25 protein-coding genes are annotated in these 23,726 nt (G+C 28.1%); 17 read left to right on the top strand and 8 right to left on the bottom strand.

What is annotated here, in order from left to right:
- Nucleotides 1-114: 114 nt before the first annotated feature.
- Genes ACXYRN_RS01325 through ACXYRN_RS01310 form a run of 4 tightly spaced genes read right to left on the bottom strand, consistent with a single transcriptional unit; the run spans nt 115 to nt 5,372 of the window.
- Entirely contained in the window at nt 115-2,325 is a 2,211-nt protein-coding gene (locus ACXYRN_RS01325; protein WP_458607376.1) for a type 2 periplasmic-binding domain-containing protein, read from the bottom strand.
- On the bottom strand, nt 2,326-3,117 hold the full coding sequence (locus tag ACXYRN_RS01320) for an ABC transporter permease (protein ID WP_458597317.1): 792 nt from the start codon (nt 3,115-3,117) through the stop codon (nt 2,326-2,328). It lies immediately after the preceding gene.
- Nucleotides 3,110-3,952, bottom strand: coding sequence for an ABC transporter permease (locus ACXYRN_RS01315; RefSeq protein ID WP_435130416.1), 843 nt, complete (start codon nt 3,950-3,952; stop codon nt 3,110-3,112). Before ACXYRN_RS01315 ends, ACXYRN_RS01320 begins: the two co-directional genes overlap by 8 nt.
- Nucleotides 3,936-5,372, bottom strand: coding sequence for an ABC transporter ATP-binding protein (locus ACXYRN_RS01310; RefSeq protein WP_435130417.1), 1,437 nt, complete (start codon nt 5,370-5,372; stop codon nt 3,936-3,938). Before ACXYRN_RS01310 ends, ACXYRN_RS01315 begins: the two co-directional genes overlap by 17 nt.
- A gap of 394 nt (nt 5,373-5,766) precedes the next feature.
- Between ACXYRN_RS01310 and efp the strand changes: the two genes are divergently transcribed.
- The 8 genes from efp to ACXYRN_RS01270 all read left to right on the top strand — a co-directional run bounded on the left by efp (nt 5,767) and on the right by ACXYRN_RS01270 (nt 14,526).
- Nucleotides 5,767-6,330, top strand: a complete 564-nt coding sequence (efp, locus tag ACXYRN_RS01305; RefSeq protein WP_458607375.1) for an elongation factor P — start codon at nt 5,767-5,769, stop codon at nt 6,328-6,330.
- A gap of 2 nt (nt 6,331-6,332) precedes the next feature.
- Entirely contained in the window at nt 6,333-6,644 is a 312-nt protein-coding gene (locus tag ACXYRN_RS01300) for an MMB_0454 family protein (RefSeq protein WP_458597319.1), read from the top strand.
- A 62-nt stretch (nt 6,645-6,706) separates the two neighbouring features.
- The gene (locus ACXYRN_RS01295; protein ID WP_458607374.1) at nt 6,707-7,669 is read left to right on the top strand and encodes an MAGa3780 family membrane protein; all 963 of its coding nucleotides are present in this window, start codon (nt 6,707-6,709) and stop codon (nt 7,667-7,669) included.
- Nucleotides 7,670-7,684: 15 nt separating this feature from the next.
- The gene (locus ACXYRN_RS01290) at nt 7,685-8,752 is read left to right on the top strand and encodes a nicotinate phosphoribosyltransferase (RefSeq protein ID WP_458607377.1); all 1,068 of its coding nucleotides are present in this window, start codon (nt 7,685-7,687) and stop codon (nt 8,750-8,752) included.
- 51 nt (nt 8,753-8,803) lie between these two features.
- Nucleotides 8,804-11,647, top strand: a complete 2,844-nt coding sequence (uvrA, locus tag ACXYRN_RS01285; protein WP_458607373.1) for an excinuclease ABC subunit UvrA — start codon at nt 8,804-8,806, stop codon at nt 11,645-11,647.
- Nucleotides 11,648-11,667: 20 nt separating this feature from the next.
- A complete protein-coding gene (gene hprK, locus ACXYRN_RS01280) occupies nt 11,668-12,600 on the top strand; it encodes an HPr(Ser) kinase/phosphatase (RefSeq protein WP_458607372.1) in 933 nt (310 codons plus the stop codon).
- Nucleotides 12,593-13,576: a prolipoprotein diacylglyceryl transferase gene (gene lgt / locus ACXYRN_RS01275; protein ID WP_458607371.1), complete on the top strand. Its 984-nt coding sequence runs from the start codon at nt 12,593-12,595 to the stop codon at nt 13,574-13,576. Before hprK ends, lgt begins: the two co-directional genes overlap by 8 nt.
- 23 nt (nt 13,577-13,599) lie before the next feature.
- Nucleotides 13,600-14,526: an NAD(P)/FAD-dependent oxidoreductase gene (locus tag ACXYRN_RS01270; RefSeq protein ID WP_435130433.1), complete on the top strand. Its 927-nt coding sequence runs from the start codon at nt 13,600-13,602 to the stop codon at nt 14,524-14,526.
- Between the two features lie 41 nt (nt 14,527-14,567).
- Here ACXYRN_RS01270 and nusG read toward each other — a convergent pair whose 3' ends face one another.
- Genes nusG through rpmG form a run of 3 tightly spaced genes read right to left on the bottom strand, consistent with a single transcriptional unit; the run spans nt 14,568 to nt 15,543 of the window.
- Nucleotides 14,568-15,167, bottom strand: a complete 600-nt coding sequence (gene nusG, locus ACXYRN_RS01265) for a transcription termination/antitermination protein NusG (RefSeq protein WP_458597324.1) — start codon at nt 15,165-15,167, stop codon at nt 14,568-14,570.
- 7 nt (nt 15,168-15,174) lie between these two features.
- On the bottom strand, nt 15,175-15,390 hold the full coding sequence (gene secE / locus ACXYRN_RS01260) for a preprotein translocase subunit SecE (protein WP_458597325.1): 216 nt from the start codon (nt 15,388-15,390) through the stop codon (nt 15,175-15,177).
- Nucleotides 15,391-15,543: a 50S ribosomal protein L33 gene (gene rpmG / locus ACXYRN_RS01255; RefSeq protein ID WP_435130437.1), complete on the bottom strand. Its 153-nt coding sequence runs from the start codon at nt 15,541-15,543 to the stop codon at nt 15,391-15,393.
- Nucleotides 15,544-15,698: 155 nt separating this feature from the next.
- Here rpmG and ACXYRN_RS01250 point away from each other — a divergent pair, with 155 nt between their 5' ends.
- The 4 genes from ACXYRN_RS01250 to trmB are packed head-to-tail and all read left to right on the top strand — an operon-like array spanning nt 15,699 to nt 18,543.
- Nucleotides 15,699-16,139 (top strand): RpiB/LacA/LacB family sugar-phosphate isomerase, encoded by a 441-nt coding sequence (locus tag ACXYRN_RS01250; protein ID WP_458607370.1) that lies wholly within the window; start codon nt 15,699-15,701, stop codon nt 16,137-16,139.
- On the top strand, nt 16,139-16,378 hold the full coding sequence (locus ACXYRN_RS01245; RefSeq protein WP_458607369.1) for a DUF2188 domain-containing protein: 240 nt from the start codon (nt 16,139-16,141) through the stop codon (nt 16,376-16,378). The genes ACXYRN_RS01250 and ACXYRN_RS01245 overlap by 1 nt, the downstream gene beginning before the upstream one ends.
- Nucleotides 16,379-16,421: 43 nt before the next feature.
- Nucleotides 16,422-17,927 (top strand): phospholipase D-like domain-containing protein, encoded by a 1,506-nt coding sequence (locus tag ACXYRN_RS01240; RefSeq protein WP_458607368.1) that lies wholly within the window; start codon nt 16,422-16,424, stop codon nt 17,925-17,927.
- A 7-nt stretch (nt 17,928-17,934) separates the two neighbouring features.
- On the top strand, nt 17,935-18,543 hold the full coding sequence (trmB, locus tag ACXYRN_RS01235) for a tRNA (guanosine(46)-N7)-methyltransferase TrmB (RefSeq protein WP_458607367.1): 609 nt from the start codon (nt 17,935-17,937) through the stop codon (nt 18,541-18,543).
- 18 nt (nt 18,544-18,561) lie between these two features.
- Here trmB and ACXYRN_RS01230 read toward each other — a convergent pair whose 3' ends face one another.
- Nucleotides 18,562-19,101, bottom strand: a complete 540-nt coding sequence (locus ACXYRN_RS01230) for a hypothetical protein (RefSeq protein WP_458607366.1) — start codon at nt 19,099-19,101, stop codon at nt 18,562-18,564.
- 121 nt (nt 19,102-19,222) lie between these two features.
- Between ACXYRN_RS01230 and ACXYRN_RS01225 the strand changes: the two genes are divergently transcribed.
- From ACXYRN_RS01225 to era, 5 genes are read left to right on the top strand one after another with little or no spacing between them, the layout of a single operon-like run.
- A complete protein-coding gene (locus ACXYRN_RS01225; RefSeq protein ID WP_458607365.1) occupies nt 19,223-21,244 on the top strand; it encodes an Mbov_0121 family peptidase domain-containing ABC transporter in 2,022 nt (673 codons plus the stop codon).
- Entirely contained in the window at nt 21,225-21,623 is a 399-nt protein-coding gene (locus ACXYRN_RS01220) for an MAG1140 family protein (protein WP_458607364.1), read from the top strand. Before ACXYRN_RS01225 ends, ACXYRN_RS01220 begins: the two co-directional genes overlap by 20 nt.
- 17 nt (nt 21,624-21,640) lie before the next feature.
- Nucleotides 21,641-22,111: an rRNA maturation RNase YbeY gene (gene ybeY / locus ACXYRN_RS01215; RefSeq protein ID WP_458597334.1), complete on the top strand. Its 471-nt coding sequence runs from the start codon at nt 21,641-21,643 to the stop codon at nt 22,109-22,111.
- Between the two features lies 1 nt (nt 22,112).
- A complete protein-coding gene (gene cdd / locus ACXYRN_RS01210) occupies nt 22,113-22,511 on the top strand; it encodes a cytidine deaminase (protein ID WP_458607363.1) in 399 nt (132 codons plus the stop codon).
- The gene (era, locus tag ACXYRN_RS01205) at nt 22,511-23,389 is read left to right on the top strand and encodes a GTPase Era (protein ID WP_458607362.1); all 879 of its coding nucleotides are present in this window, start codon (nt 22,511-22,513) and stop codon (nt 23,387-23,389) included. The genes cdd and era overlap by 1 nt, the downstream gene beginning before the upstream one ends.
- Nucleotides 23,390-23,726: the final 337 nt, after the last annotated feature.

Below are 23,726 nucleotides of genomic sequence, written 5' to 3'. Positions count from 1 at the left end.
ATATAAGAGAGTTAAATAATCAAATAAAAAATCCCACTTAAGTGGGAAATGCAGGTTAATTATACTCTTTTGTATGAAATTATTTTCAGTAAAAAAAATCAGGTTCCCCTGATTTTAAGATTTTACTTTTGAAAAATAGTAAGTTGTAATTTGACTTAAGGTTTTATCATCAACAGGTTGGATTGCTTCGTGAATCATCCCATCAGTGTTTTTAATTTCATAAATATTTATTAAATTAAAGTCCTGACCTTCGTATTTATCATTAAAATAATTTCTAAGCACTACCTCATAGTCTGTGATAACCACCGGATCATAATTAACATAATCAAAATTTTCTAAATTAAGATGTTTTGCCAAATATTCTTTATCTGATATATTAACATATGCCAGCATTTTAGCAATAAAACTTGTTATAAATTCGGTTCATATTTCTTGTTTTTCATTATCACTTTTTTCATTTGTTTCTTTTAAAGCATCATCAAATAATCCTTTAATTGTTTCAGATGTATCTTCATCTGAAAGATCATTGTTTACAACTGAATAAACATAAGTAGCAAGAATTTTATCACTTATTGTTTTTGAAACTTTATTAATAAATTCTTCTTTTGAAATAGTAAACAAATCAGTTTGTGATTTTTGTGCTAATTGCGAAAATTTATTTATAAATTCTGAATAATTTTTACTAAGATAATTTTCTAAAAGATGTGGGACATATGAGATTCTTTGCTCTTGATCTACATCGTTACCTTGATCGTAGTCATCTCTTAGTTTATAAAATTCATTGAATTTTTCAGCGTTTTGTTTTGATGCTAAGTTAATTTCATTGTATAAAGAATTTATAAATGTATTAATATCACTAGTTTTTATATCTGAAGAATCAATTTTGCCTAACTCTAGGGTTTTTAAATCCTTTCATACATTAGCTACATATTCTTCAGTAACTAAATTTTGTGCTTTAGCAATCTCTGTATCAGATGTGTTTTCATTAAAAGTAGATATCATTTTTTGGTTAACGAGTTTATCATACCTACTACCGATATCGTTAAGATATGAATAATAACCTTGAGAAATAGCTTTTTGATATTCATTGCTTAATTCTTTTGGAATATGTGATGAAATAACTATACCATCAACTAAAAGAATGTTTTGGTGTGGTTTAACAGCACGAATTGATCCATCAGGAACATCTGGAAAGTTATCTTCACTATAATATGCATCAATTGCATCCCCGTTATACATAATTGCAGATGTTACATCGGGACGTTTTTTATTGATTAAATCATTTGCTATTTCTAATCCATCACCTTTTAAACTTATATGTTTTGCATTGCGAACATCAAAACCAGTCCCGTCTTTAATTAAGTCTGCAAATGAATCGATAAGAATTTTATATGGTTGTGTATTAGTCGAAGAATCATCTTTTACTACTGCACCAGTAAATTTGTCTAAAGTGCGACCACCATCAGGTAGTGGTCAGTAAGCAGAACCATACAGCATATTATCACGAATTGCATCGGTGATTTCTCAGTCTTGATAACCATTAACTTTTAATGTCTTTAAAATATTAATTAATGCATATGGGTCTTTTATACTGCTTTTGTTAGGTGTGATAAATTTATCAGCATATTTGCTAAAGTCAATTCCTGAATCTTCATCAAAGGCATTCTTATTTAGCTTTTCTTTATTAATTTTATGAATATTATATGCAACTACCATATCTTGTGAATAATATGGATAAAAGTATTCTCATAATGATTCATCGCTGTTGTTATCACCTTTTTTGCTTAAATCGTAACGATTTAAATGTTCTCATATCTCTGGACGCATCGATAAGCGAACATAATTTTTAATTTGAATGTATGATTTTTGTGCATCTTGATATTTAATTAAAACATCATTGTATGTATCTTTTAAATTTTGGTTATTTGGATTTTTGATGAGTTGTTTTTTAAGATCATCCAATTGATGTTTTAATGGTTGATATTCTAAGTAATTAGAATACTGTGGTAAGTTGAAGAAAATCGAGTAATTGAGCTTACCGATAAGTTGTTTTTTAGCAAGCTCTACTGCTAAAAATTCTGAACCAATTCCAGCAACTGCTTTGTTATTAATTAATGCATTACTAAATTGATTAATTTCATCGAATTCTTTATAATCAAATGTATGTGCAAGTTGAGCAATATTAGCATCAGACATATATGATTTATAGTTATAAAAACTTGGTTTAAATTGATTTTCGACTTTTGATGCTAAAACTGCTGAGAAACCTGAAATTGCAGCTATTGTGATAGTTGATGCTAATAAAAGTTTCTTATTTAGTTTCATTTATCCCTTTTTCTTGGTTTTGTAAATTGCATAACCAATGTTTCCTAAAATAGTAATAAATAAAACGATTGAACCGATAACCAATCCCCATGGTTCAAATGCACCCTCATATAATTTTGTACCTAAAGTACTTGCATTTGATACAGTGCGTGTGATGATAAAGTCATCAAAACTAAGAACACTTGAAACTAAAATAACTGTAATAATTGATGGAATCATATAAACAAGGTAGGTTTTAAATCATGCACGAGTTTTTGAGTAACCTAAATCCTGCGATGCTTCGAAGAGGTTATTGTTAAATTTTTCACTACGTGGTAGCATTAAAGAAATTCCATAAGGTAATGCCATAATTGTATGTGCTACTATCAATCTACCAAAACCTTCTGAATCAACTGCAACAATACCAAAAAACAATGAAAACACTAATACAAGACCTAAAGCAGTAATGTTATCAGGATTGATAAGTGGGATATTTGATGTTGCTGTCAAAGTAGAACGCATTAAACGATTTTTTTGTCGATAGAGAGCATAAACGGTAATTAAACTTATAATAACAACTAATGTTGAAACAATAATTGCTAATAAAATTGTGTTTAATAAAGCAAGCCCACGTCCGTTATCAAATAAGGTTACCCAGTTTTCAAAAACACCTTTAGTTCAAGTTGGATTAAACTCACCTTTTGGTGTTTTTTGATTAAAACTAAATACTACACCTGTTATTAAAGGAACATAAATAATTGCTAAAATAATATAAATATAACTACGTCTTAAAAATTCAGTAAATTTATTCATAGTGTGCTCCTTTTTTAAATTTAAAAATGAGTTTTGGTATAAATATAAATAACGAATATACACCGATGAAGATAGCGGAAACCACTATAACAAGTGCAGAACCACTACTTAGATCATATTTATTACCAGGATTTAGTTTTGAGTTGATTAAATCTCCGATAAGTTGGTGTTGTGAACCATCTGGAAGTAATTTTGCACTAATTACAAAGGTTGTTGCACTAGCCAAGAAAATAATTGCTAAACCACTTAATATAGCTTTAGTTCCATATGGAACGATAACTTTAAACATTGTTTGAATATTATTGTATCCTAAATCATTACTTGCTTCAATAATATTTTTTGGCATATCTTTAAATACTGTATATAAAGGTAAAACCATTAGAGGTAGGTTTAAATAGGTAAGACCAAAGATTATAAAAAGTTCACTATTGAGTGTTTTAGGATTTGTATGAAAAATAGCTAATGCTAAACCTTTAATTGAGTAAATTCGAGCAATGGTAAAAATTGCCATCGGACTAATCATTAAACTTAATGCAAAAAGTTTAAAGATTTTTGATTTAGATGTTGAAATAAAATAAGCATATGGAAAACCGATGATTAAGCATAAGAAGGCAGAAACAATTCCTATTCATAATGAACGACCAATAATGTTTCAAGTGTTAAGATCTTTAAGCAACACTGCTGCATCAAAAGATTCATTATTGGTTGCTGAAAAAGCACTGATAACAATCATTAATACAGGTAATACAATTAAGAAAATTGCAATTAATAAGTAAGGTAAGAATAACCAGGCTTTTTTGTCAAAAGTGAATGTTTGTTTAATTTTTGAAAACATTAGTTGTATAATCTCACTTTGGATCTTTTTTCATCAAATGAATGGTATCAATTGTTCAACTTAAATATACTTTTTCATCAATGTCGAATTTTTTGGCTGTTTCAACATATAAAATATCTTCATCTTCTGTTTCAACTGTTAAATAATAATAACTTCCTCGGTAGGAAATATCTTTTACATAACTTGGTATTTTTCCGCTCATCGATGTTGGATTACTTGTTATATCTATATCTTCAGGTCTAATTAATGCATCGAGGGTGTTTTCACTTCCGAATTCTTCGATATCATGGATAGTTTTGAATTCTCTACCTAACAATTTTACATTCCCGTTAGGTAAAAATTTAGCATCAAAAATATTTGAATCTCCAACAAATCTAGCAACTCATATATTTACAGGGTAGTCATATATGTTTTTAGGTGTATCATATTGTTCGATTATTCCATCGCGCATTACAGCAATGCGATCAGAAAGTTCAAGTGCTTCAGATTGGTCATGGGTTACAAAGATGAAAGTGAGTCCTAATTCTTGTTGTACACTTCTTAGTAACTCCTGCATCTTTTTACGGATTTTAGCATCCAGAGCAGATAAAGGTTCATCAAGCAGCAAAATTTCAGGTTCAATAACTAAACTACGAGCTAGAGCAACACGTTGCTTCATTCCACCTGATAACTCAGAAATTGCTTTAGTTTCATTACCTTTTAAACCAACTAATTCGATGATTTTTTCAATTTTTTCATCCATTTCACTAGCAGTCATCTTACGTTTGAAATATCTATTTTCAAATGCTTCCTTCTTTTGAGCAACATAATTCTCTCAATAAGAATATTTAAAATCTAAATCATCCAACCAATTTTGGATGCGATTATATTGCGATGTATCTGCTGGTATCTTTTTTAAAGCTTCGATATATTTATCTTGCTGTGTATCAATTTTATCCATTTTTGCATCAGCTTTTTTGGTTCATTCTTCAATTTTATGTTTAAGTAAATCGATGTGTTTTTGATTGATTTCTTCTTTTTTAATACGTTTTAATTTCAAACCATATGCAATGTTTCCTTGCACATTTAAATGTGGAAACAATGCATAATCTTGAAAAATGGTTGAAACATTACGTTTATGTGGAGAAAGGTCTTTAATATCATAACCGTTAAATAAAATTTCACCACGAGTTGCTCATTCAAAACCACCTATAAGTCTTAAGATGGTAGTTTTTCCTGAACCAGATGGACCAAGCATAGTAACAAATTCACCACGCTTGATTTGTAAATCTATCTTATGTAAGACAGTTTTGTCACCGAACTCTTTAACAACTTCTTTAAGTTCGATAATTGGCATATTTGCTTTTTTAGTTTTTTTCAAACTAATTTCACGAGTTGTTTCAATTTGTTTTGATTGATTATTATCTGAATTAATATACATGTATCTCCTTTCTTATTGATTTAAATAAGCAGCAGGGAGACGGTATCGAAAAGATTCTCACAGTATTCTTCGATACTGTAAGATAAAGACGGATATTCTAAATCACAAAAATTGCTTAAGATGTTTTTAATAGCTAATTTTTGAATTAAAATATTTTTGCTTTTCATATTTTTATATTTTATATAAGAGCAAAAAAAATCATAATAAATTCTTAATTTTTTTGTAATGTTATTTATAGAAGTAAATGGTTAATATGTTTTCGTATGATAAGACTATATATAAATTCTTCAAAATAACAAATATGATTTTATTTGTTATGAGATAAAAAGGATGCATATTTAAATTTTTTCAGTTATAATTTATAAAACATAAAAAAAGTCAGAAACGAGGAAATATGATAAATGTAAATGAATTTAAGCCTGGAATAACATTTCAAGATGATGGAGAAATTTTTGTTGTTTTAGAAGCTCAACATTCTAAACAAGGACGTGGACAAGCAAATGTTAAAGCAAAAGTAAAAAATCTAAGAACAGGTTCAACCACCGTAAAATCTTATACAGGTGGAGACAAGGTAAAACCGGCTCACATCGATAAAAGAAAAATGGATTATCTTTATTCAGATGGTGAAAATATTATTTTAATGGACAAAGAAACATATGAGCAAATTGAAATTTCACTTGATAAAGTTACTTGAGAAATGAACTTTTTAAAAGAAGGAAAGGAAGTTCAAATTCGTATGTTTGAAAACGAGGTTTTAGATATCGAACTACCTGTTAATGTAACTTTACAAGTTACATCAGCACCAGATGCTGTGAAAGGTAATACCACTACAAATCCACAAAAAAAAGTGATTGTTGAAACAGGTTATGAACTAGAAACACCGATGTTTATTAAAGAAGGTGATATTATTATTATCTCAACTGAAACAGGTAAATATTCTGGTAAATCAAAAGAGTAATTATGTCAAATTATATTAATGTTCCCTTTAATTCAGATCAAATTTATGTTGTTAAAGAGGGTGCTTTTTTAGATATTATAAAACTTACAATGTCAGATTTTAAAGAAATTAAAGTTGTTGGTAAACCTAATTTAGTATTTGAAGAAAATCATACAAATCTAATGATATTCCTTGAAGTAAAGGTAAAGGAAACATCGCGAAAATCATTAAATACATTATTTAAAAATATCAGTAACCAGTTAAAAATTGCTATAAAATCTTTAATTGATATTAAACCCAAAAATATTCAATTAATTTTAAGGGGATTTTATTAGTTTTACATAAAATAATATTAAAAGTTTATCTTATGTATCATCAGTTAAATAAAAGGAAATATATGGAAAAAGGTTTTAGAAAGTTTTATTATACTTATAAACATTTCGATTCCAAAGATTGAGCAACCTTTATTATAGGAGTCAATCTTATTCTTTTATATATTTCAATTATTTTATGAAACTGAGCAGATAAAAGTTATGAAACTTGAAAAGTATATAATCAAAATCCAGATTTACTTAGGAAAATCAAAGAAATAGCAGATTCAAATCCAAATATGCAACGTGAAGTATATCGTAGTTTGCTTCCTAATGCAGTGCTATTATTGTGAGGAGGAACAACTTATTGATTTACTTTTATGTCAAATGTTTTAATGGCGATTACGATTTTAATCTTTCCGTTTTTTAAAAAATCCCGTAAAATGCAAAAATTTTATTTTTCTGGAATAGTTTATATTATCATAGTTGTATCAGCTTTTTGGTTTGGTTATATAGTCGATTCTAGCATCGGTGGAAATGATACAGATAATGATTTTTATCGAACTTTAGTATGACATGCGATTGCCCCGTTCTTTGGTATAATTACTCTTTTTTGAGAAAGAAAAAGAATTCGTGTAAGTACTCGTGTTATATGAAGTTTTTCGATTTACCCAGTTACATATTTGATTTTTGTTATTTTTATATATACATTTGGTTATAAATTTAAAAATCTTAGTCAACATGACTTTTTACCTAGTATAGTAGCACAAACTAATGAAGAAAATTATATTATTCCAAAGATATACAATACCGAATTAGATCGTGGGATAGCAATTTATTCAGTTATCAGTTTCTGACATCCACTAGGTTATAGTGGAGATAATTTATATTTAAAATCTATTTTAATATTAATAATGATTTCTCTATCTTTCTTTTCAGCGCCTGCTGTTGGTTTTATCCTTAGAAAAGTATTGAGAATCTTACAACCAGGACAAAAAGCCTTACCTCCAGTTTACTTTATTAAAACTAAAGAAAGAATTGAGCAATAGAGCAACGTAAAGCAGTTATGCAGGAAGAAAAAAATGAAAAATAAAAAGGATGATAAAGCAACCGATTATGTTGCAAGCTATTTTAATAAAACCCAAGAGGTTATTAAGCAGCATAATCCAAAAAATATTATTACACTACAGTTTTTTCAGCGTCGAGATGATAGTATTTTAGCAGGAATGCAAGAAGTTTTAAGATTACTTGAAGAACAAACTGACACTTCTAAATATAAAATTAAATATTTACCTGATGGTAGCAAAATCAATAATTTAGAGATTGTATTAGAACTTACAGGACATTATCAAGATTTTGGAATTTGAGAAGGTATGATAGACGGGATTTTGGCTCGCTATACTTCGATTGCCACCAATGCATATAACATTAAGAAAGTTGCTAATAACAAAGAAATAATTTTTATGGGTGATCGTGCTGATCATTTTATCAATCAAACAATCGATGGATATGCAGTTGGTATTGCAGGTATTCACATTGTATCAACGCCGATGCAGAAATTTGCTCAAAAAAACAATCAAGAAAGTGTTTTCGGAAGTATGCCTCATGCTTTAATACAAAATTTTGATGGTGATGTAGTTGCAGCCACACTTGCATTTCATCATAGTTTTCCAAACGATAAAATTATCGCTTTAGTAGATTACAATAATGATGTTGTTAAAGATTCGTTAGCAGTATGGAATGCATTAGGTGATAAGGTTTGAGGTGTTCGGATTGATACATCTAAGAATATGAAGGATCATATGTTTGATAATGAACCTGATAACCCAGATTTTTATGGTGTTAATGTTGAACAAGTAAAAAGATTGCGTGTGGCATTGGATGATGTAGGTGCTAACAATTATAAAATTGTTGTTTCATCTGGATTTAATGCATCTAAAATAGCATATTTTGAAGCTTCAAATGCACCTGTAGATTTTTATGGAGTTGGACAAAGTATATTTAAATTAAATAATTCATTTTCTGCTGATGCAACCTTATTAAATGGTAAAAAACAAGCTAAAGAAGGCCGTGGATATCACTATAATCCAAACCTAATTGATTATATACCTAAATCTAATAATAAAGCATAAAATGTTTATTACTGGTATATAGTTATAAACATTTATATTTACAGAGGTGATATGAAAGATGATGTATTAGTGATTAAAGGAGCTCGCGAAAATAATTTAAAAAATATTGATTTAACAATCCCAAAAAACAAGTTAATAGTTTTTACAGGTCTCAGTGGAAGTGGAAAAAGTTCTCTTGCTTTTAATACCATCTACGAAGAAGGTCGCAGACGATATGTTGATTCGCTAAGTTCATATTCTAGAATGTTTTTAGGTGGAACAAAAAAACCTGATGTGGATAAAATCGAAGGACTTAGTCCTGCTATTTCAATTGAACAAAAAACTGTTCATAATAATCCACGTTCAACTGTTGGGACTGTAACTGAGTTATATGATTACTTTAGATTACTTTTTGCAAGGATTGGTAAGGTTTTTTGTCCAAATCATAACATTGAAATAAGTTCACAAACTTCAAAAGATATTCTTGATCAAATTTTTTTAAATAATCAAGATCAAAAAATTGCAATATATGCTCCATTGGTTGAAAGTGAAAAAGGAAGTCATCAAAACCTACTTGAAAAACTTAAAAATGATGGTTACACACGGGTAAAAATTGATGGAGATATGTATTTACTTGAAGATGAAATTAAACTAAATAAGAACAATAAACATAACATTGATTTAGTTATTACTAGAGCAATTGAAGTAAGTGAGCAAAAGTATAATGAAATTTCAGAAGCAATTAATATTGCTACTGAAAAATCAGGTGGGATAGTTAGAGTAGAGAATTTAACTACTAAACAAGTAAATATTTATTCAAAGTTATATGCATGTATTTATAAGGATTTTTCAGTTCCAAAAATAGAACCAAGAATGTTTTCGTTCAATGCTCCATATGGGATGTGTGAAAATTGTAAGGGATTAGGTTTAGAATTTAAAGCAGATATCGATGTGTTAATCTCTGAGCAATGAAGAACAATCGAACAAGGGGCAATTAAATATTTTGCTAATACTGTAAATACTCAAAATCTTGAATGACAAGAATATGATGCAATGTTAGAATATTATCATATTCCTAAAAATTTACCAATTGATGAGATGAACGATGAGCAAATGAAGCGAATTTTATACGGTTCGCAAAATGATGAAATAGATTATGTATTGATTTCATCATCAGGGAATAAATATCGCCGTCGCGATAAAATTGCAGGAATTATAACCTTAATTGAAAATCATTATTACAATACAACTTCTGAAAATCGTCGTGATTATTTAAAAAAATATATGGGAACCTTTGCTTGTTCATTATGTAAAGGAGCCCGTTTAAATCAGCATGCATTAGCAGTAAAAATAGATAAGTTGAATATTTTTGATTATATAAAAATGTCAATTGAAAAATTGCTTGAAAAAATCGAAGAAGTACAATTAAAACTTAGTGAGCATCAACTTTCAATTTCAAATCTAATTTTTAAAGAAATTATCGATCGATTATCATTTTTAAAGAATGTAGGTTTAGAATATTTAACCCTTGACCGTAGCGCAGAAAGTTTGTCAGGAGGTGAAGCACAACGGATTCGTTTAGCTACCCAAATCGGATCAAATTTATCAGGAGTTTTATATGTTTTAGATGAACCTTCAATTGGATTGCACCAAAAAGATAATCAAAAACTAATTCAAACATTGAAAAATATGGTTGATTTAGGTAACACTTTAATAGTTGTTGAACACGATGAAGAAACCATCTTTGCTGCTGATTATATAGTTGATATTGGCCCGCAAGCCGGTGAACATGGTGGAAAAATAGTAGCTTTTGGTAATTTAGAGAATATTATTAATTCACCTGAATCAATTACTGGTAAATATTTATCAGGTGAATATCAAATCAAGATACCTAAAAAGCGTCGATCTGGTAATCAAAATTTTATTGAAATCAAAGGTGCTCGTGAGAACAATCTAAAAAATATTGATGTTAAAATTCCCCTTGGGATGCTAGTAGGGATAACAGGTGTATCAGGCAGCGGGAAAAGTACATTAGTTAATGATATTTTAGTTGCAGGAATTCAACATATGCGAGGTTTAACCGAAGGAAGTGCGCAACGAAAAGCTAAGTTTGATACCATTAAAGGACTTATTAATATTGATAAAGTTGTACCTATTTCACAAAGCCCGATTGGACGAACTCCTAGATCTAATCCTGCTACATACACAGGTGTTTTTGATGACATCCGAGATGTATTTGCTAATGTTGCAGAAGCTCGTGCTAGAGGTTATAATAAAGGAACTTTTAGTTTCAATACCAATGGGGGTCGCTGCGAAAAATGTTCTGGTGATGGTTATTTGAAAATAGAAATGCATTTTTTACCAGATGTTTACATCCCTTGTGACCAATGTGATGCCAAACGCTACAACCGTGAAACACTTGAAATCAAATACCGTGATAAAAATATTAATGATATTTTAGAAATGAGTGTGGAAGCAGCTTTTGAATTTTTCAAAAATCATAAAAAAATTAGTGAAAAACTTCAATTTTTATTAGATGTTGGATTAGGTTATATCAAACTTGGGCAAATGTCTACAACTTTATCAGGTGGAGAAGCACAAAGAGTTAAATTAGCAACCTATTTACAACGCAAACCTACAGGTAAAACATTATATGTTTTAGATGAACCAACAACTGGATTACACATTCATGATGTTAAGAAATTAATTGAAATTTTAGATCGCATTGTTGATAAAGGTGATTCAGTAATTGTGATTGAGCATAATTTAGATGTGATTAAAAACTGTGATTATTTAATTGATTTAGGTCCTGACGGCGGAGTTAAAGGTGGTAGAATAGTTGCATCTGGAAGTCCTGAAGAAGTTGCTAAATGACATGTTGGATACACAGCTGAATTTTTATCTAAAATTTTATAATTTCTTTATAATTAATTAATATGAATCGTAAAAATATCAGTGTTAGACATATTGTGAACTTATTTAATTTAAAACTTTTAAATAATGATTTAAATAAAGTTAATTGAGGATGTGTGTATCGGCCTGCAATAAAACAAGTTGGTCTGGAATTAACCGAACATATCGGAAATAGTGATTTATCAGGAAATATAATTTCATGAGGAACTACCGAATCTATATGATTTCAAAGCATCGGGCGAGTAGCAGCGTTGCGAGCAATTGAACATGTGTTTTTAGGTAATCCACCATTGGTGCTGCTTTCAAGACGTATTTCTAAACCTGCTTTAAGTTGAATTCAATTAATGGCTGATAAATATGGTGTACCAGTTTGCTTGACTCCGATGTCTTCATCTTATATAGCAACCAATATCGGGTCTTATTTAAACAACCATTTTGCAGATGAAAAATTAGTACATGGTTGTTTAGTTTTAGTAGGTGGTACTGGTGTTTTGATAACAGGTGTATCAGGGATAGGAAAATCCGAAGCAGCCTTAGAGTTAGTGCAAAAAGGTCATGTTTTAATTAGTGATGATTCTGTTTTAATCAAAGATAATGGAAATTTATTTATCGGTAAATCACCAAAAATAACTCAAAATATGTTAGAAGTACGTGGAATTGGTATAATTGATGTAAAATATACATACGGAATTCGAGCTGTAGCACCATCATCGATTATCAATTTAGTTGTTGAATTGGTTCGTACTGAAAAACAAAATGAGTTAGATCGCATTGGAGTCGATTTTCTTAAATACCCAATTTTAGGTCGTAGCATTAAGAAAATACAAGTTCCAATCAAAGAAGGGGGTTCAGCTGCTTCATTAATTGAAGCTGCTGTCAGTTCCTATTTATCGCGTCACGATGGACTTGATATCTTGAAAGAAATAGAAAAAAGGAGGTTAGAACTAGATGACTAGTATTCCGATATGAGTACCTGAAACAGCAAAGCATGAAGGGATACCAGATGCACCTTTATTTAGTATTGGTTCATTTAGCGTGCAGGTATATTCATTAATGATTATGCTCGGTTATTTAGCATCCATTTTAACAATCATTTATTTTTGAAAACGAGAGAAGTTAAATATGGATAAACTCTTTGTGTTAATCATTATTACCATCCCACTTGGGATTTTAGGTTCGCGTCTTGGATATATAATCGAGCAACTTATTTATCAAGATGAACCATTTAAAGGTTCGGCTTGGTATAAAATCTGAGAGGGTGGATTAAGTATTCAAGGTGGACTTGTAGTAACGATTTTAGTAGATTTATTTTATGTTTATACACAACGCAAACACTTAGATATTCGAAAAGCTGCATCAATAATTATTCCTACCATCTTAATAGGTCAATTTATTGGTCGTTGGGGTAACTATGCAAACCATGAAGTTTATGGAAAAATCGATTGAAGCGGACAAAGTTCATTAATCTTTGGTAAAACCTTTGCACAAAATATGTATATCTCTGATGCTTTAACTAATTCAATGGGATTAAACGGAGCATATCGTTATCCATTATTCTTATATGAAGGATTAGCAAACTTAGTTGGATATATTTTAATTGTATGAGTGATAAACTTCTTTGGTATCTTTAAACCTGGAAGCAGCATTGGTTTATACTTAATTTGATACGGACTGCTACGTATGGCGATGGAACCACTGCGTGAAGAAGCATATGGATTATATCAATATGTTGCGATCGCATTTGTTGTTGTCGGTGTATTAGTATTTATTTACTATCAAATGTGAGCTAAAGTTAAATATAAAGTAGAATACAGACATAAAGTGTTTAAATTCTATCAATATCAAGATCAAAATGCTTACTTTCAATATGTTGATGCTACATCAATAATCCATATGTTTAAAAAAGCATATTCTTATATATGATTTAAATAAGTTGAATTAAATAAGGAGTTATTATGGAAAAAGAAATTTATGATTTAGTTATTATTGGAGCAGGACCTGCTGGTTTAAATGCAGCATTATATGCTTCACGTGCAGAATTAAAAACAATTTTTATTGAAAAAGGAGCACCTGGTGGAAAATTAGTGGTAACAAATAAGGTGGAAAATTGACTTGGAACCGAAATGACTGAAGGGTGACAACTTGCAACACATTTTTTAGAACATGCTAAAAAATTTGGTGCAAAATATCAATATGGTGAAGTTGAAGAACTGATTAACCATTCGGATTATGAAAAAGAAGTTAAATTAACAAACGGGAAATCAGTATTTGGTCGCACTGTATTGATAGCAACCGGAATGAAAAACCGCGAACCAAACTTTATTAAAAACTTTCAAGAATTTTTAAACCGCGGAGTTAGTTATTGTGCAATTTGTGATGGTCCACTTTATAAAGGATTTCCATCATTGGTGCTTGGTGCAGGTAATTCAGCAGTTGAAGAAGGAACTTATTTAACCAATATTGCTTCACATGTACATATTGTAATCAAAGATGCAGATTTCACAGCAGAAAAAAGATTAGTTGATGAATTACTTGCTAAGCCAAATGTTACTGTTTATCGTGAATCACAAATTAAAGAATTACAAGGACATGATTCGTTAGAATCTGCTGTTATTGTAGATAAAAACGGAAATGAAACAACTATTTCAATTGGATCATTTTTCCCTTACATTGGAATGGTTCCTACCACAACCTTTGCTAAAAACCTCAATATTTTAGATAAAAACGGGTTTATAGAAACCGATGAATTTATGCAAACTAGAATTAAAGGAATTTTTGCTGCAGGTGACATCCGAACTAAAGATATTCGTCAAATTATCACAGCTGCCTCAGATGGAGCAATTGCTGCTAAAAAAATATCTGATTATATTAATTTTAAGTAAGAAAATAAAAGGATGCTAATTGCATCCTTTATTTTGATCAATTATTTATCTGCTAAGCGAACCGAATCTAAATCAACTGTTACTTCAGATTTTTTACCATAACTTTCAATCAACAAAGTCACTTCTTTATTTTTATGATCAATCGCAATTACTTCTGCAACATAACCAGTATATGGACCTTCAATAACTTCAACAAAATTATGTTCTTCTAAACCGAAATTGTATTCACCTGAATCAAAACGTCGTTGTGCTTCTTTTTCTTTTTTATGCATTTTAGTAATTTCAAGATTAGATACTGGAGTAGGTTTTGCTCCCTTACCAGAAGAACCAACCAATCCAGTAACATATTGAGTGTTACGCACCAAGAATCAAGCTTTATCAGACATATGCATATGAGCAAAAATATAACCTGGATATAAATTTACATATTTAACCTTAAATTCATTACCTTCTAATTTCTTTTGATGTTCTTTAGAAGTTAGTGTTGGACGTTGAAAGATTTTAAATGCTCCTTGTGGTGTTGCAGTTAAATCAAAATCATGTAATAAATCTTCAGCAACTATTCGGTTATTTAATGATTCGATAACTTGTTGTTCTTTACCTCTAACGGTAGAAATCATATATCATTTCAAATTACTCATAAGCCTCCTAAATGTTTCATAATTTGAATAAATGTGTAAAGCCAAATGATAAGGCTGTTACAAAAATAGTGAATATTACAGTAAAAATTAAAATTTTTACAAAGTTAATTGAATTTGTTTTTGCATCGGGTCATCTAACACGTCTAACCTCTTTAACTAGCTTGCGCATCCAAAAACGTTTTTTTCGCTTCGATTTAACGATATGCTCGTTTTCTTGTGACATTTAAACCTCTTCTTTATGTATTGTATGTTTGTGACAATGGATACAATGTTTTTTAACAGTTAAGCGTTCAGTTTTACCTAAACTCTTATTAGTTGTGTAATTTTTACGACGACATTCACTACAAGACATTGCTACTTTATGATTAGTCTTCATATTTATTAATTCTACCATATTATTTAAAATTTGCTATAAATCAAGCAAACAAAACAATTTAAGATTTTTATAATTCTTATGTAAAATTTCATTTTTTCTTTATAATACTATAAGAATTTAGTATAATACAAAAAAATACACAAAAAAGGAATAAAATGGATAAAAAAATTGTTGCTTTTGCAAGCGATCATGCCGGTTATAAACTTAAAGAAGAACTTAAAAATTATGTTGAATCTTTAGGTTATCAAGTAGTTGATTTAGGACCAAACACTGATGCAGTTCCAAGTTCATATGCGACTCAAGGACATAAATTAGCTGAATATATGGATAAAGAAGATCCTGCATTTGGTATCGGGGTATGTGGTACAGGTTTAGGAATTTCATATGCACTAAATCGTCATAAACACATTCGAGCTGCTAGAGTTACTTCGTTAGAAGATACTCATTTAGCAAAATTACACAATAATGCCAATGTTTTAGCATTCGGAGGACGTCAAATTGCTCCAGAAAATGCTAAAAAAATGGTTGATGAGTATTTAAAAACAAATTATGAAGGTGGTAGACACCAATCAAGAATAGAGGAGTTAGATAAATAATGGCTGACAAGTTAGTTGAGAAAAAAGACTTAAAACCTACCTGACATATCACATTAGATAAAGAGAAAGGTAAATGAAGAGTATCACGTGAAGGTTCAGAACGTGCAACTATTACATTTGATACTCAAAAAGAAGCAATTCCATATGCTCGTGATTTAGCTAAAAAACATAACGGTACATACTATGTACACGGAGAAAATGGAAAAATCCGTGCTGGAAAAGGTTATAAACCAGAATAAAAATATACGCAATATTGATTGATATTGCGTATTTCATTAAATTATGAAAACAGGGATTTTTAGTAAAAGATTTTTTATCTTTATAGCTCAATTTATTTTTCTTTTTGCTTTATTAGCAGGGATAGCAAGTCTGTTATTTTTGATTAATACTAACTATATTTACTTATTTTTGACAATAGCTTATTTTGTTAATACTTTTTTTGTGTTTTTTATTGGTTTACAACGTCGCAATTTTGAAGCAAAATTAGGTTGATTATATATCTTAATTTTATTCCCGGTTGTAGGACATGCTCTTTTCTTTGGTTTTGGTTGAATTTCACGAAACAGAAGTGAAATCAAACTAAAAAATGATCCTAGATATAAAATTAATACATACGAATCGCTCGGATTAACTAGCACACATGAATGTTATGATGCAAATTTAAAGGCTGTTGCTCGCATTAATGATACCAAGACCAAAAGTTCCCAATACCATTTTTATAACGAAGGTTATCGGTTTTATAAAACATTATTTGAAGCAATAAAAAATGCTCAAAAATCAGTATTTATTATTTCATATATAATCAAAAAAAGCGAAATTTCAAAAGAGTTTTTAGATCTTATTAAACAAAAACACTCACAAGGTATCGAAATAAGATGATTAATTGATTTTTTTGGTGCATATCATTCTCAAAAAAAACAAATAAAGAAATTAATTAAGTTAGGTATTAAAATTATTTATATTGGTAAAATTTATTATCCATTTATTAATGCCGCAAGTTTTAACCGCAACCATCAAAAATTTATTATTATAGATTCACAAATAGTGTTTTCTGGCGGAAATAATATTTCTGATGAATATGCTTCATTATCAAAAAAATATGGGCACTGAATTGATGTTAATTATAAAATAACAGGTGAATATGTTAATGTTTATATCTTACTTTTTTTAAAACTTTGACATATTTTTGCTAAAGAAGAACTAAAACCTACTCAATATTTGTCATCAATTTGCGATGATGACCATCGCAATCATTCTGTTTTAGTTGCTGAATCACCAAGTTTTCCACATTCTGTTTCCGAATTTACTTGATTAAAGTTATTTGCTAATGCTAAAGAAAGTATTAAAATTGCATCACCATATTTTTCAGCATCCGATGCTTTGTATCGACAATTTTTATTATGTTTAAAAAGTGGGGTAGAAATAACTGTGTACTTTCCAGGCTTACCAGATAAGAAAATAGTGCATCAAATTGGATTATGACAACTTAAAAAACTTATTAAACATGGGTTAAAGGTAAAAATATATAATGACCATTTTATGCATTCTAAAATCGGTATCATTGATTCACAAATTGCTTGAGCAGGTAGTGCTAATTTAGATAGTCGTAGTATGAATTCGCAGTATGAAACAATGGATATTATTTATGGAGATGCAGTTGCGCAAGTTAATGATATTTTTGATGAATATGATAAATATTGCAGTGATTTAACAGATAATCCAAAGTTAAATAAAGATTACAACATCTTTGAAAAATTCTTTTTTTCTTGAATGAAATTATTAATATAAGGAGTATATGAGGTTAAGATTTGATAAAAATGCACAAGGTAAATTAAATGAATCTATTTATTATCTAAAAGAATTTCCGATACAATTAAATCACACTGATGTTATTGAAATAGGTGCAGGTAAGGGTGAAATGATAACAGCCCTTGCAAAGCAAAATCCTGATATCAAATATTATGCTCTTGAAAAATATGCAACTGTTGCAGTTAAAATTCTCAAAAAAATTGAAGAACTTAATTTGACTAACTTATTTATTATAACTGCTGATGCGATTAAAATAAATGAAATATTCAAGGGAACTTGTGATAAAATTTGACTTACCTTCAGTGATCCATGACCTAAGAATGCACATTTTAAAAGACGACTAACATATAAAACATTTTTAGATACATATAAGCAATTATTAGGACAAGGTGGAAAGTTATGATTTAAGACAGATAATGACAAACTTTTTGAATTTTCACTTGATTCGTTAATACAAAATAACTGAAAAATAATTTATCAAACCGATGATTTACATAAATCAGAATATAATAATCAAAATATTAAAACAGGTTATGAAATTAAATGAAGTCAAAAAGGAAAGAATATAAATTTTTTAATAGCAAAACCAAAATAAAATCGTCAAAAGACGATTTTATTTTTGTATTTCCATTTGTGCTTTTGCTAAAACAGCCGATGTATTATCTGGTGTAATGCTTGCTCTAAATTCTGTTTCTAATTGGTTTTGTTTATTAACATCCTTGATTTTAGGCAAGATTTGATAAAATTCTTCAATATTATCAATGCTATTTCAAGCATCCACTAATTGTTTAGTGTTTTGTGTTTGGACAATTAATGAAATATTATAATTAGTAAATTTATCTAATCGTGGTTTCAATGCTTGTTTTAAAATTTCACGAAATTGTTGATATAAAAAATCTAAATCATCAAATTGATTAGGATTATGATAATTAACATCTGCTTTTTGTAATAAATTTTTCACTTGCTGATCTGCTAAACCAGGTAATTTAACAGAATTTATATAAGATTCAAGTGTTGAATATTTATATTCATAATATTTTCTATCACTTGCTCCTGTATTTAAAACTGCAATTGATAAACCAAAAGCACCAGCAGTAACAGTTGTTGCAAGAGCAGAAAATCAAAATAACTTTCTTTTAGTTTTTACTTCCATTTTACCCCTTTGTTTATTTTGTAATTATACTAATTTTTGTCATATTTTTAAATTATTTACATAATATTCACATTTTTTGTTCCTTATTAGTAACTTTTTTTTAAAAAATAATATAAAAATTATGTATAAACAAATTGATTCAAGAGATTGTTCGTTATATGTATTTATACATCTAGCAAATAAATACTATAACGAACAATATGATATAAACCAATTAAAGTTAAATGTTAGTTATGATGAAGAAGGTATAAGTCTATTTCATTTTCAAAAAACTTTATCACAATACCAATATCAGTTACAAAGTTTTAAATGTAGTGTAAAAGATTTTGAAAAACTTGATGTTGATGAATATCCACTTGCTGCAATAATCTTAAATCAAAATATGCAACATATGGTGCTAATTGAAGAAGTGCAAGGAAATAAATTGTTAATCTATGATCCAAAACAAGGAAGAATAAAACAAGATAAAAATATTTTTTTAAAGTTATATCGAGGAATATTGGTCAAAATAAGTAAAGATAAAGCAGCACAAAAACAAATAATAAAAAAGTATAGAAATACTTATTTCGGTGGTTTAAGTATTTCCATAAAGTTGATTTTTATGTATTTGCTGCAAATAATTATTTCACTTATTACACCATTAACAACAAAATATATTTTTGAAAATATAATTCCATTTCATCTTAAAAAGGAATTATGATTAATGAGTGGATTTTTTATTATTTTATTTGTAATTATTAGTTTAATTCAAATAATGATCATGAGAATCTTTGAAAATAAAGTATTGACTAGTTATTCAAAAGAATTCAATAATTTATTGAAATCTTGAAGTCATCAAAATATTAAAATTATTAATCAATTAGGTGAAATAGAGATAAAAAATCGCATCAGTTCTTTAATGAATTACTTAATTCATAAAAAGACTTTTTTGTCTAAGGTTTTTGTAAATATTATCAGTTTTATCATCTCATTGATTATTATTTTTGCTATAAATAAAAAATTGTTATTTGTTGTAGGTGCTTTTGGAATAATTACAAGTGTTTTTGCTAGCATTTATATGTTTTGGTATTTTAAAAACAAAAATCAAATTGTTGCTCAAAGTATTCTAACCGATAAACAAATCAATAATTATATTAATATTTTAAAAGATAATTTTGATTATACATTTGCAAATTTATATCAAAAGAATTTATTGAATGATTATGCAGCATATATACAAGAAAATTCTAATTTTAATTTACAGATGCAAAATTTTAATCATTTTGAATTGTTTTTAGATGTTTTTTATCCATTTTGCATCCTAATTTATGGAACATTTCAAATATGATCGCAGAATTTGAAAGTATATGAACTGTTATTTTTTATCACAGCATCAAATTTGTTTATTAAACCACTAAAATTTATTCCACAAGCACTTCAGATGTCAAAGGATTATAAGATTAGCAAAACTATGCTTAATATTTTTAGCACTGGTAAACCTGCAAATTCAAATCTTTTAGAGAATATCAATTCGATTGATAAAATACATCTATCATATGTATCCTTTTCATATAATAGCAATCCTAATTACAAAGTTGTTAATATTCCAAGGCTCATAATTGATCAAAAACATATCATCAAAGGTGATAATGGTAGTGGCAAAACTACATTATGCAACATCATTAGTGGTAAATATCAAATTGATTATGGGGAAATCTTAATCAATGATCAAAAAATAAATTTACACAATAACCAAATACGTGAAAAAATTTATTATGTAGGGGATAAAAATCAAAAATTAGATATGTCTATATCTGAATATTTAATGATATCTGATTCTTTTGGTTTCAATGATACCATTAATAGATTTAGGCTATATCCTATTTTAAAAAAAGCAAATTTGGATGATATAGAAAATATAAATATCAATTCCTTATCAAGTGGACAAATGCAAATAATCAAGTTGTTAAGAATTTTTATTTTAGATTACGATGTGGTTTTACTTGATGAGGCGTTTGAATCGATTTCACAAGAGATTTTTTTGATGGTCCAAAAACCACTTCGATATATTTTGAAAAACAAAAAAGTAGTAGAAATTTCACATAATAATAAATATCTTTTTGCTGATTCGCAAGTAATTAATCTTGAAAAAGTACAAAATTAGTTTTTTAGAATATTTACTACTTTTTTCATTATTAGCATTGTTTGCGATGTTTATTTATTTGATTATGTATCAGTCGATTAATAAATATCAGCAGGTGATAATTAAGCAAAATAATAATGAGTTGATTTTAAAAAATATAGCTTATGATAAATTAGCATTAAAAAACTATCAAATTGACTTTAATTTTGAAGATAAATTGCATCAATATCAAATTAATATTGATGCAATAAATGAAAATGAAGAAATTATTATCAAAAATTCAGATTTATCAATGTTTTTAAAACAAAAAAACCTTGAATTTATCCCAGTTCGTTTAATTGAATCAAAAGAATTAATTTATAAATATATTTATAACTGATTTATACATTTATTTAACTAATTTTATATAATTATGCTATGTTTAAATATAACCTGCAAATCAACCTTTCTAATCAACCTAAAAATACTGATATTTTTATCAATCAAATGTATGATATTTTAAATAATTTTGCTAATTATTTTAAAATTGATAAAAATAAGCAAATTATTTTAGATGTAAGCTTTGTTTCAAAAAATAAAATTAAACAACTTAATTCAGAGTATCGTAATAAAGATTATGTAACCGATATTCTTTCATTTAGTTTTCAAGAAAATAATTTATATGACAAACTACCGATTTATTTTTTAGGTGAGCTAGTAATATGTTGACATAAAATGAAGATGCAAGCAAAAGAGTTTAATCATTCACTTAAACGTGAATTTTGTTATTTATTTACACATGGATTGGTACATTTGCAAGGTTATGATCATTCAAATGAAAGTCAAAAACAACAAATGGATAGTATTGTAGATATAATTTTTAATCCATTAAAAATCACAAGGGGATAAAATGAAAATAAATGTTGAAGAATTAAAAGAATTATTAAAATATTCATATTGTCCATATTCAAAATTTGCAGTTGCAGCAATTGCAATCGATGAAAATGGAAATCAATACAAAGGTGTTAATGTTGAAAACGCTGCATATCCATCTGGTTTATGTGCCGAAAGAATTGCGTTGTTTGGTTCAGTAGCATATGGTGGAAAAGTTGGAAAATTCAAGGAAATACATATTATTTCTTCAGGAAAATCAGAAGTAAGTCCGTGCGCAGGATGCAGGCAAGTAATGACAGAATTTATGCCTGATGATGCATTGATTTATCAATATAGCAATGATGCTAGCAAAGTTCGTATTAATAAATTGATCGAGCTTTGTCCATATCCCATTCATTCGGAGAATATTAAATAATGAAAATTTGTTTTGCAAGCATTATTGGAAGACCCAATGTTGGAAAAAGCAGTTTATTAAATGCTATTATCGGTTACAATGTTGCAATTGTTACAGATACTGCTCAAACTACTCGAGATCAAATTACAGGTATATATAACGATGATAATTACCAAATTATTTTTACTGATACACCCGGAATCCATAGACCTGAAAATAAGTTAAGTCAAACATTAAATAAAAATGCTTATGAAGCAACTAACGATGTTGATGTATTGTTGTTTTTAAGTCCATCTGATGAGAATCTCGGTAATGGTGATAAAATGATTTTAGAAAAAATACAGAATGTAAAACACAAAATTGCTGTAATTTCTAAAATTGATAAAATTCAAGGTAAACCTGAACTTTTACAACAAAAAATGCAGCAATTACTTGCGTATAATTTTGAACATATTATTTCAACAAACATCAATAATGATAAATCTATTAATGCATTAATAGATTTAATTAAAACATATACTTATGATGGACAACCACAATATGATAGTGAATATATCACAGATAAATCGATGCGATTTATTGCTAAAGAAATTATTCGTGAATCAGCAATTAATTTATTATATGAAGAATTACCACATTCAATTGCTGTTGAAATCTTGGAATTTGATGAATCTAATTCTCAAAAAATAATAATCGATGCAGTTATTTATGTTAAAAAAGATTCACAAAAAGGAATGTTAATAGGAAAAAATGCCGAAAAAATTAAAGCAATAGGAAAATCAGCGCGTACCAAAATTGCACATCAATTTGGATTACCCACAACCTTATCATTGAAAGTTAAAGTTGCTAAAAAGTGAAATGATGATTTAAATTTATTGGGTAAATTTGGTTATAAATAGTTGTTTAACACTTTGATAAAAGTGTTAAACATTTTTTGTTCAAAATTTTAATAATTTTAGTTTTTTATTGGTTTTTATTTTATATACATACAAAAAAATTTAATAATAATGTGTATATTTAAAACTTAAATAAGTAAAAATATAAATAGTATTAAACTTTTTTATCTTATTTATAGGCATAAAATATTTAACTTACATATTTCAATGATTTTAAAAGTAGTAACGAATTAATAGCATAATGTAAGCAAAAAAAAAAAAAACATTTATAATTTCTTTGTATATCTTTAAAAAGATAAAAACATACATTTGTATGTTAATAAAACTTTAAAGTTATACC

It is taken from the genome of Mycoplasma sp. 4423 (genome assembly GCF_054353855.1).
This window is presented reverse-complemented; position numbering and strand designations above follow the sequence as displayed.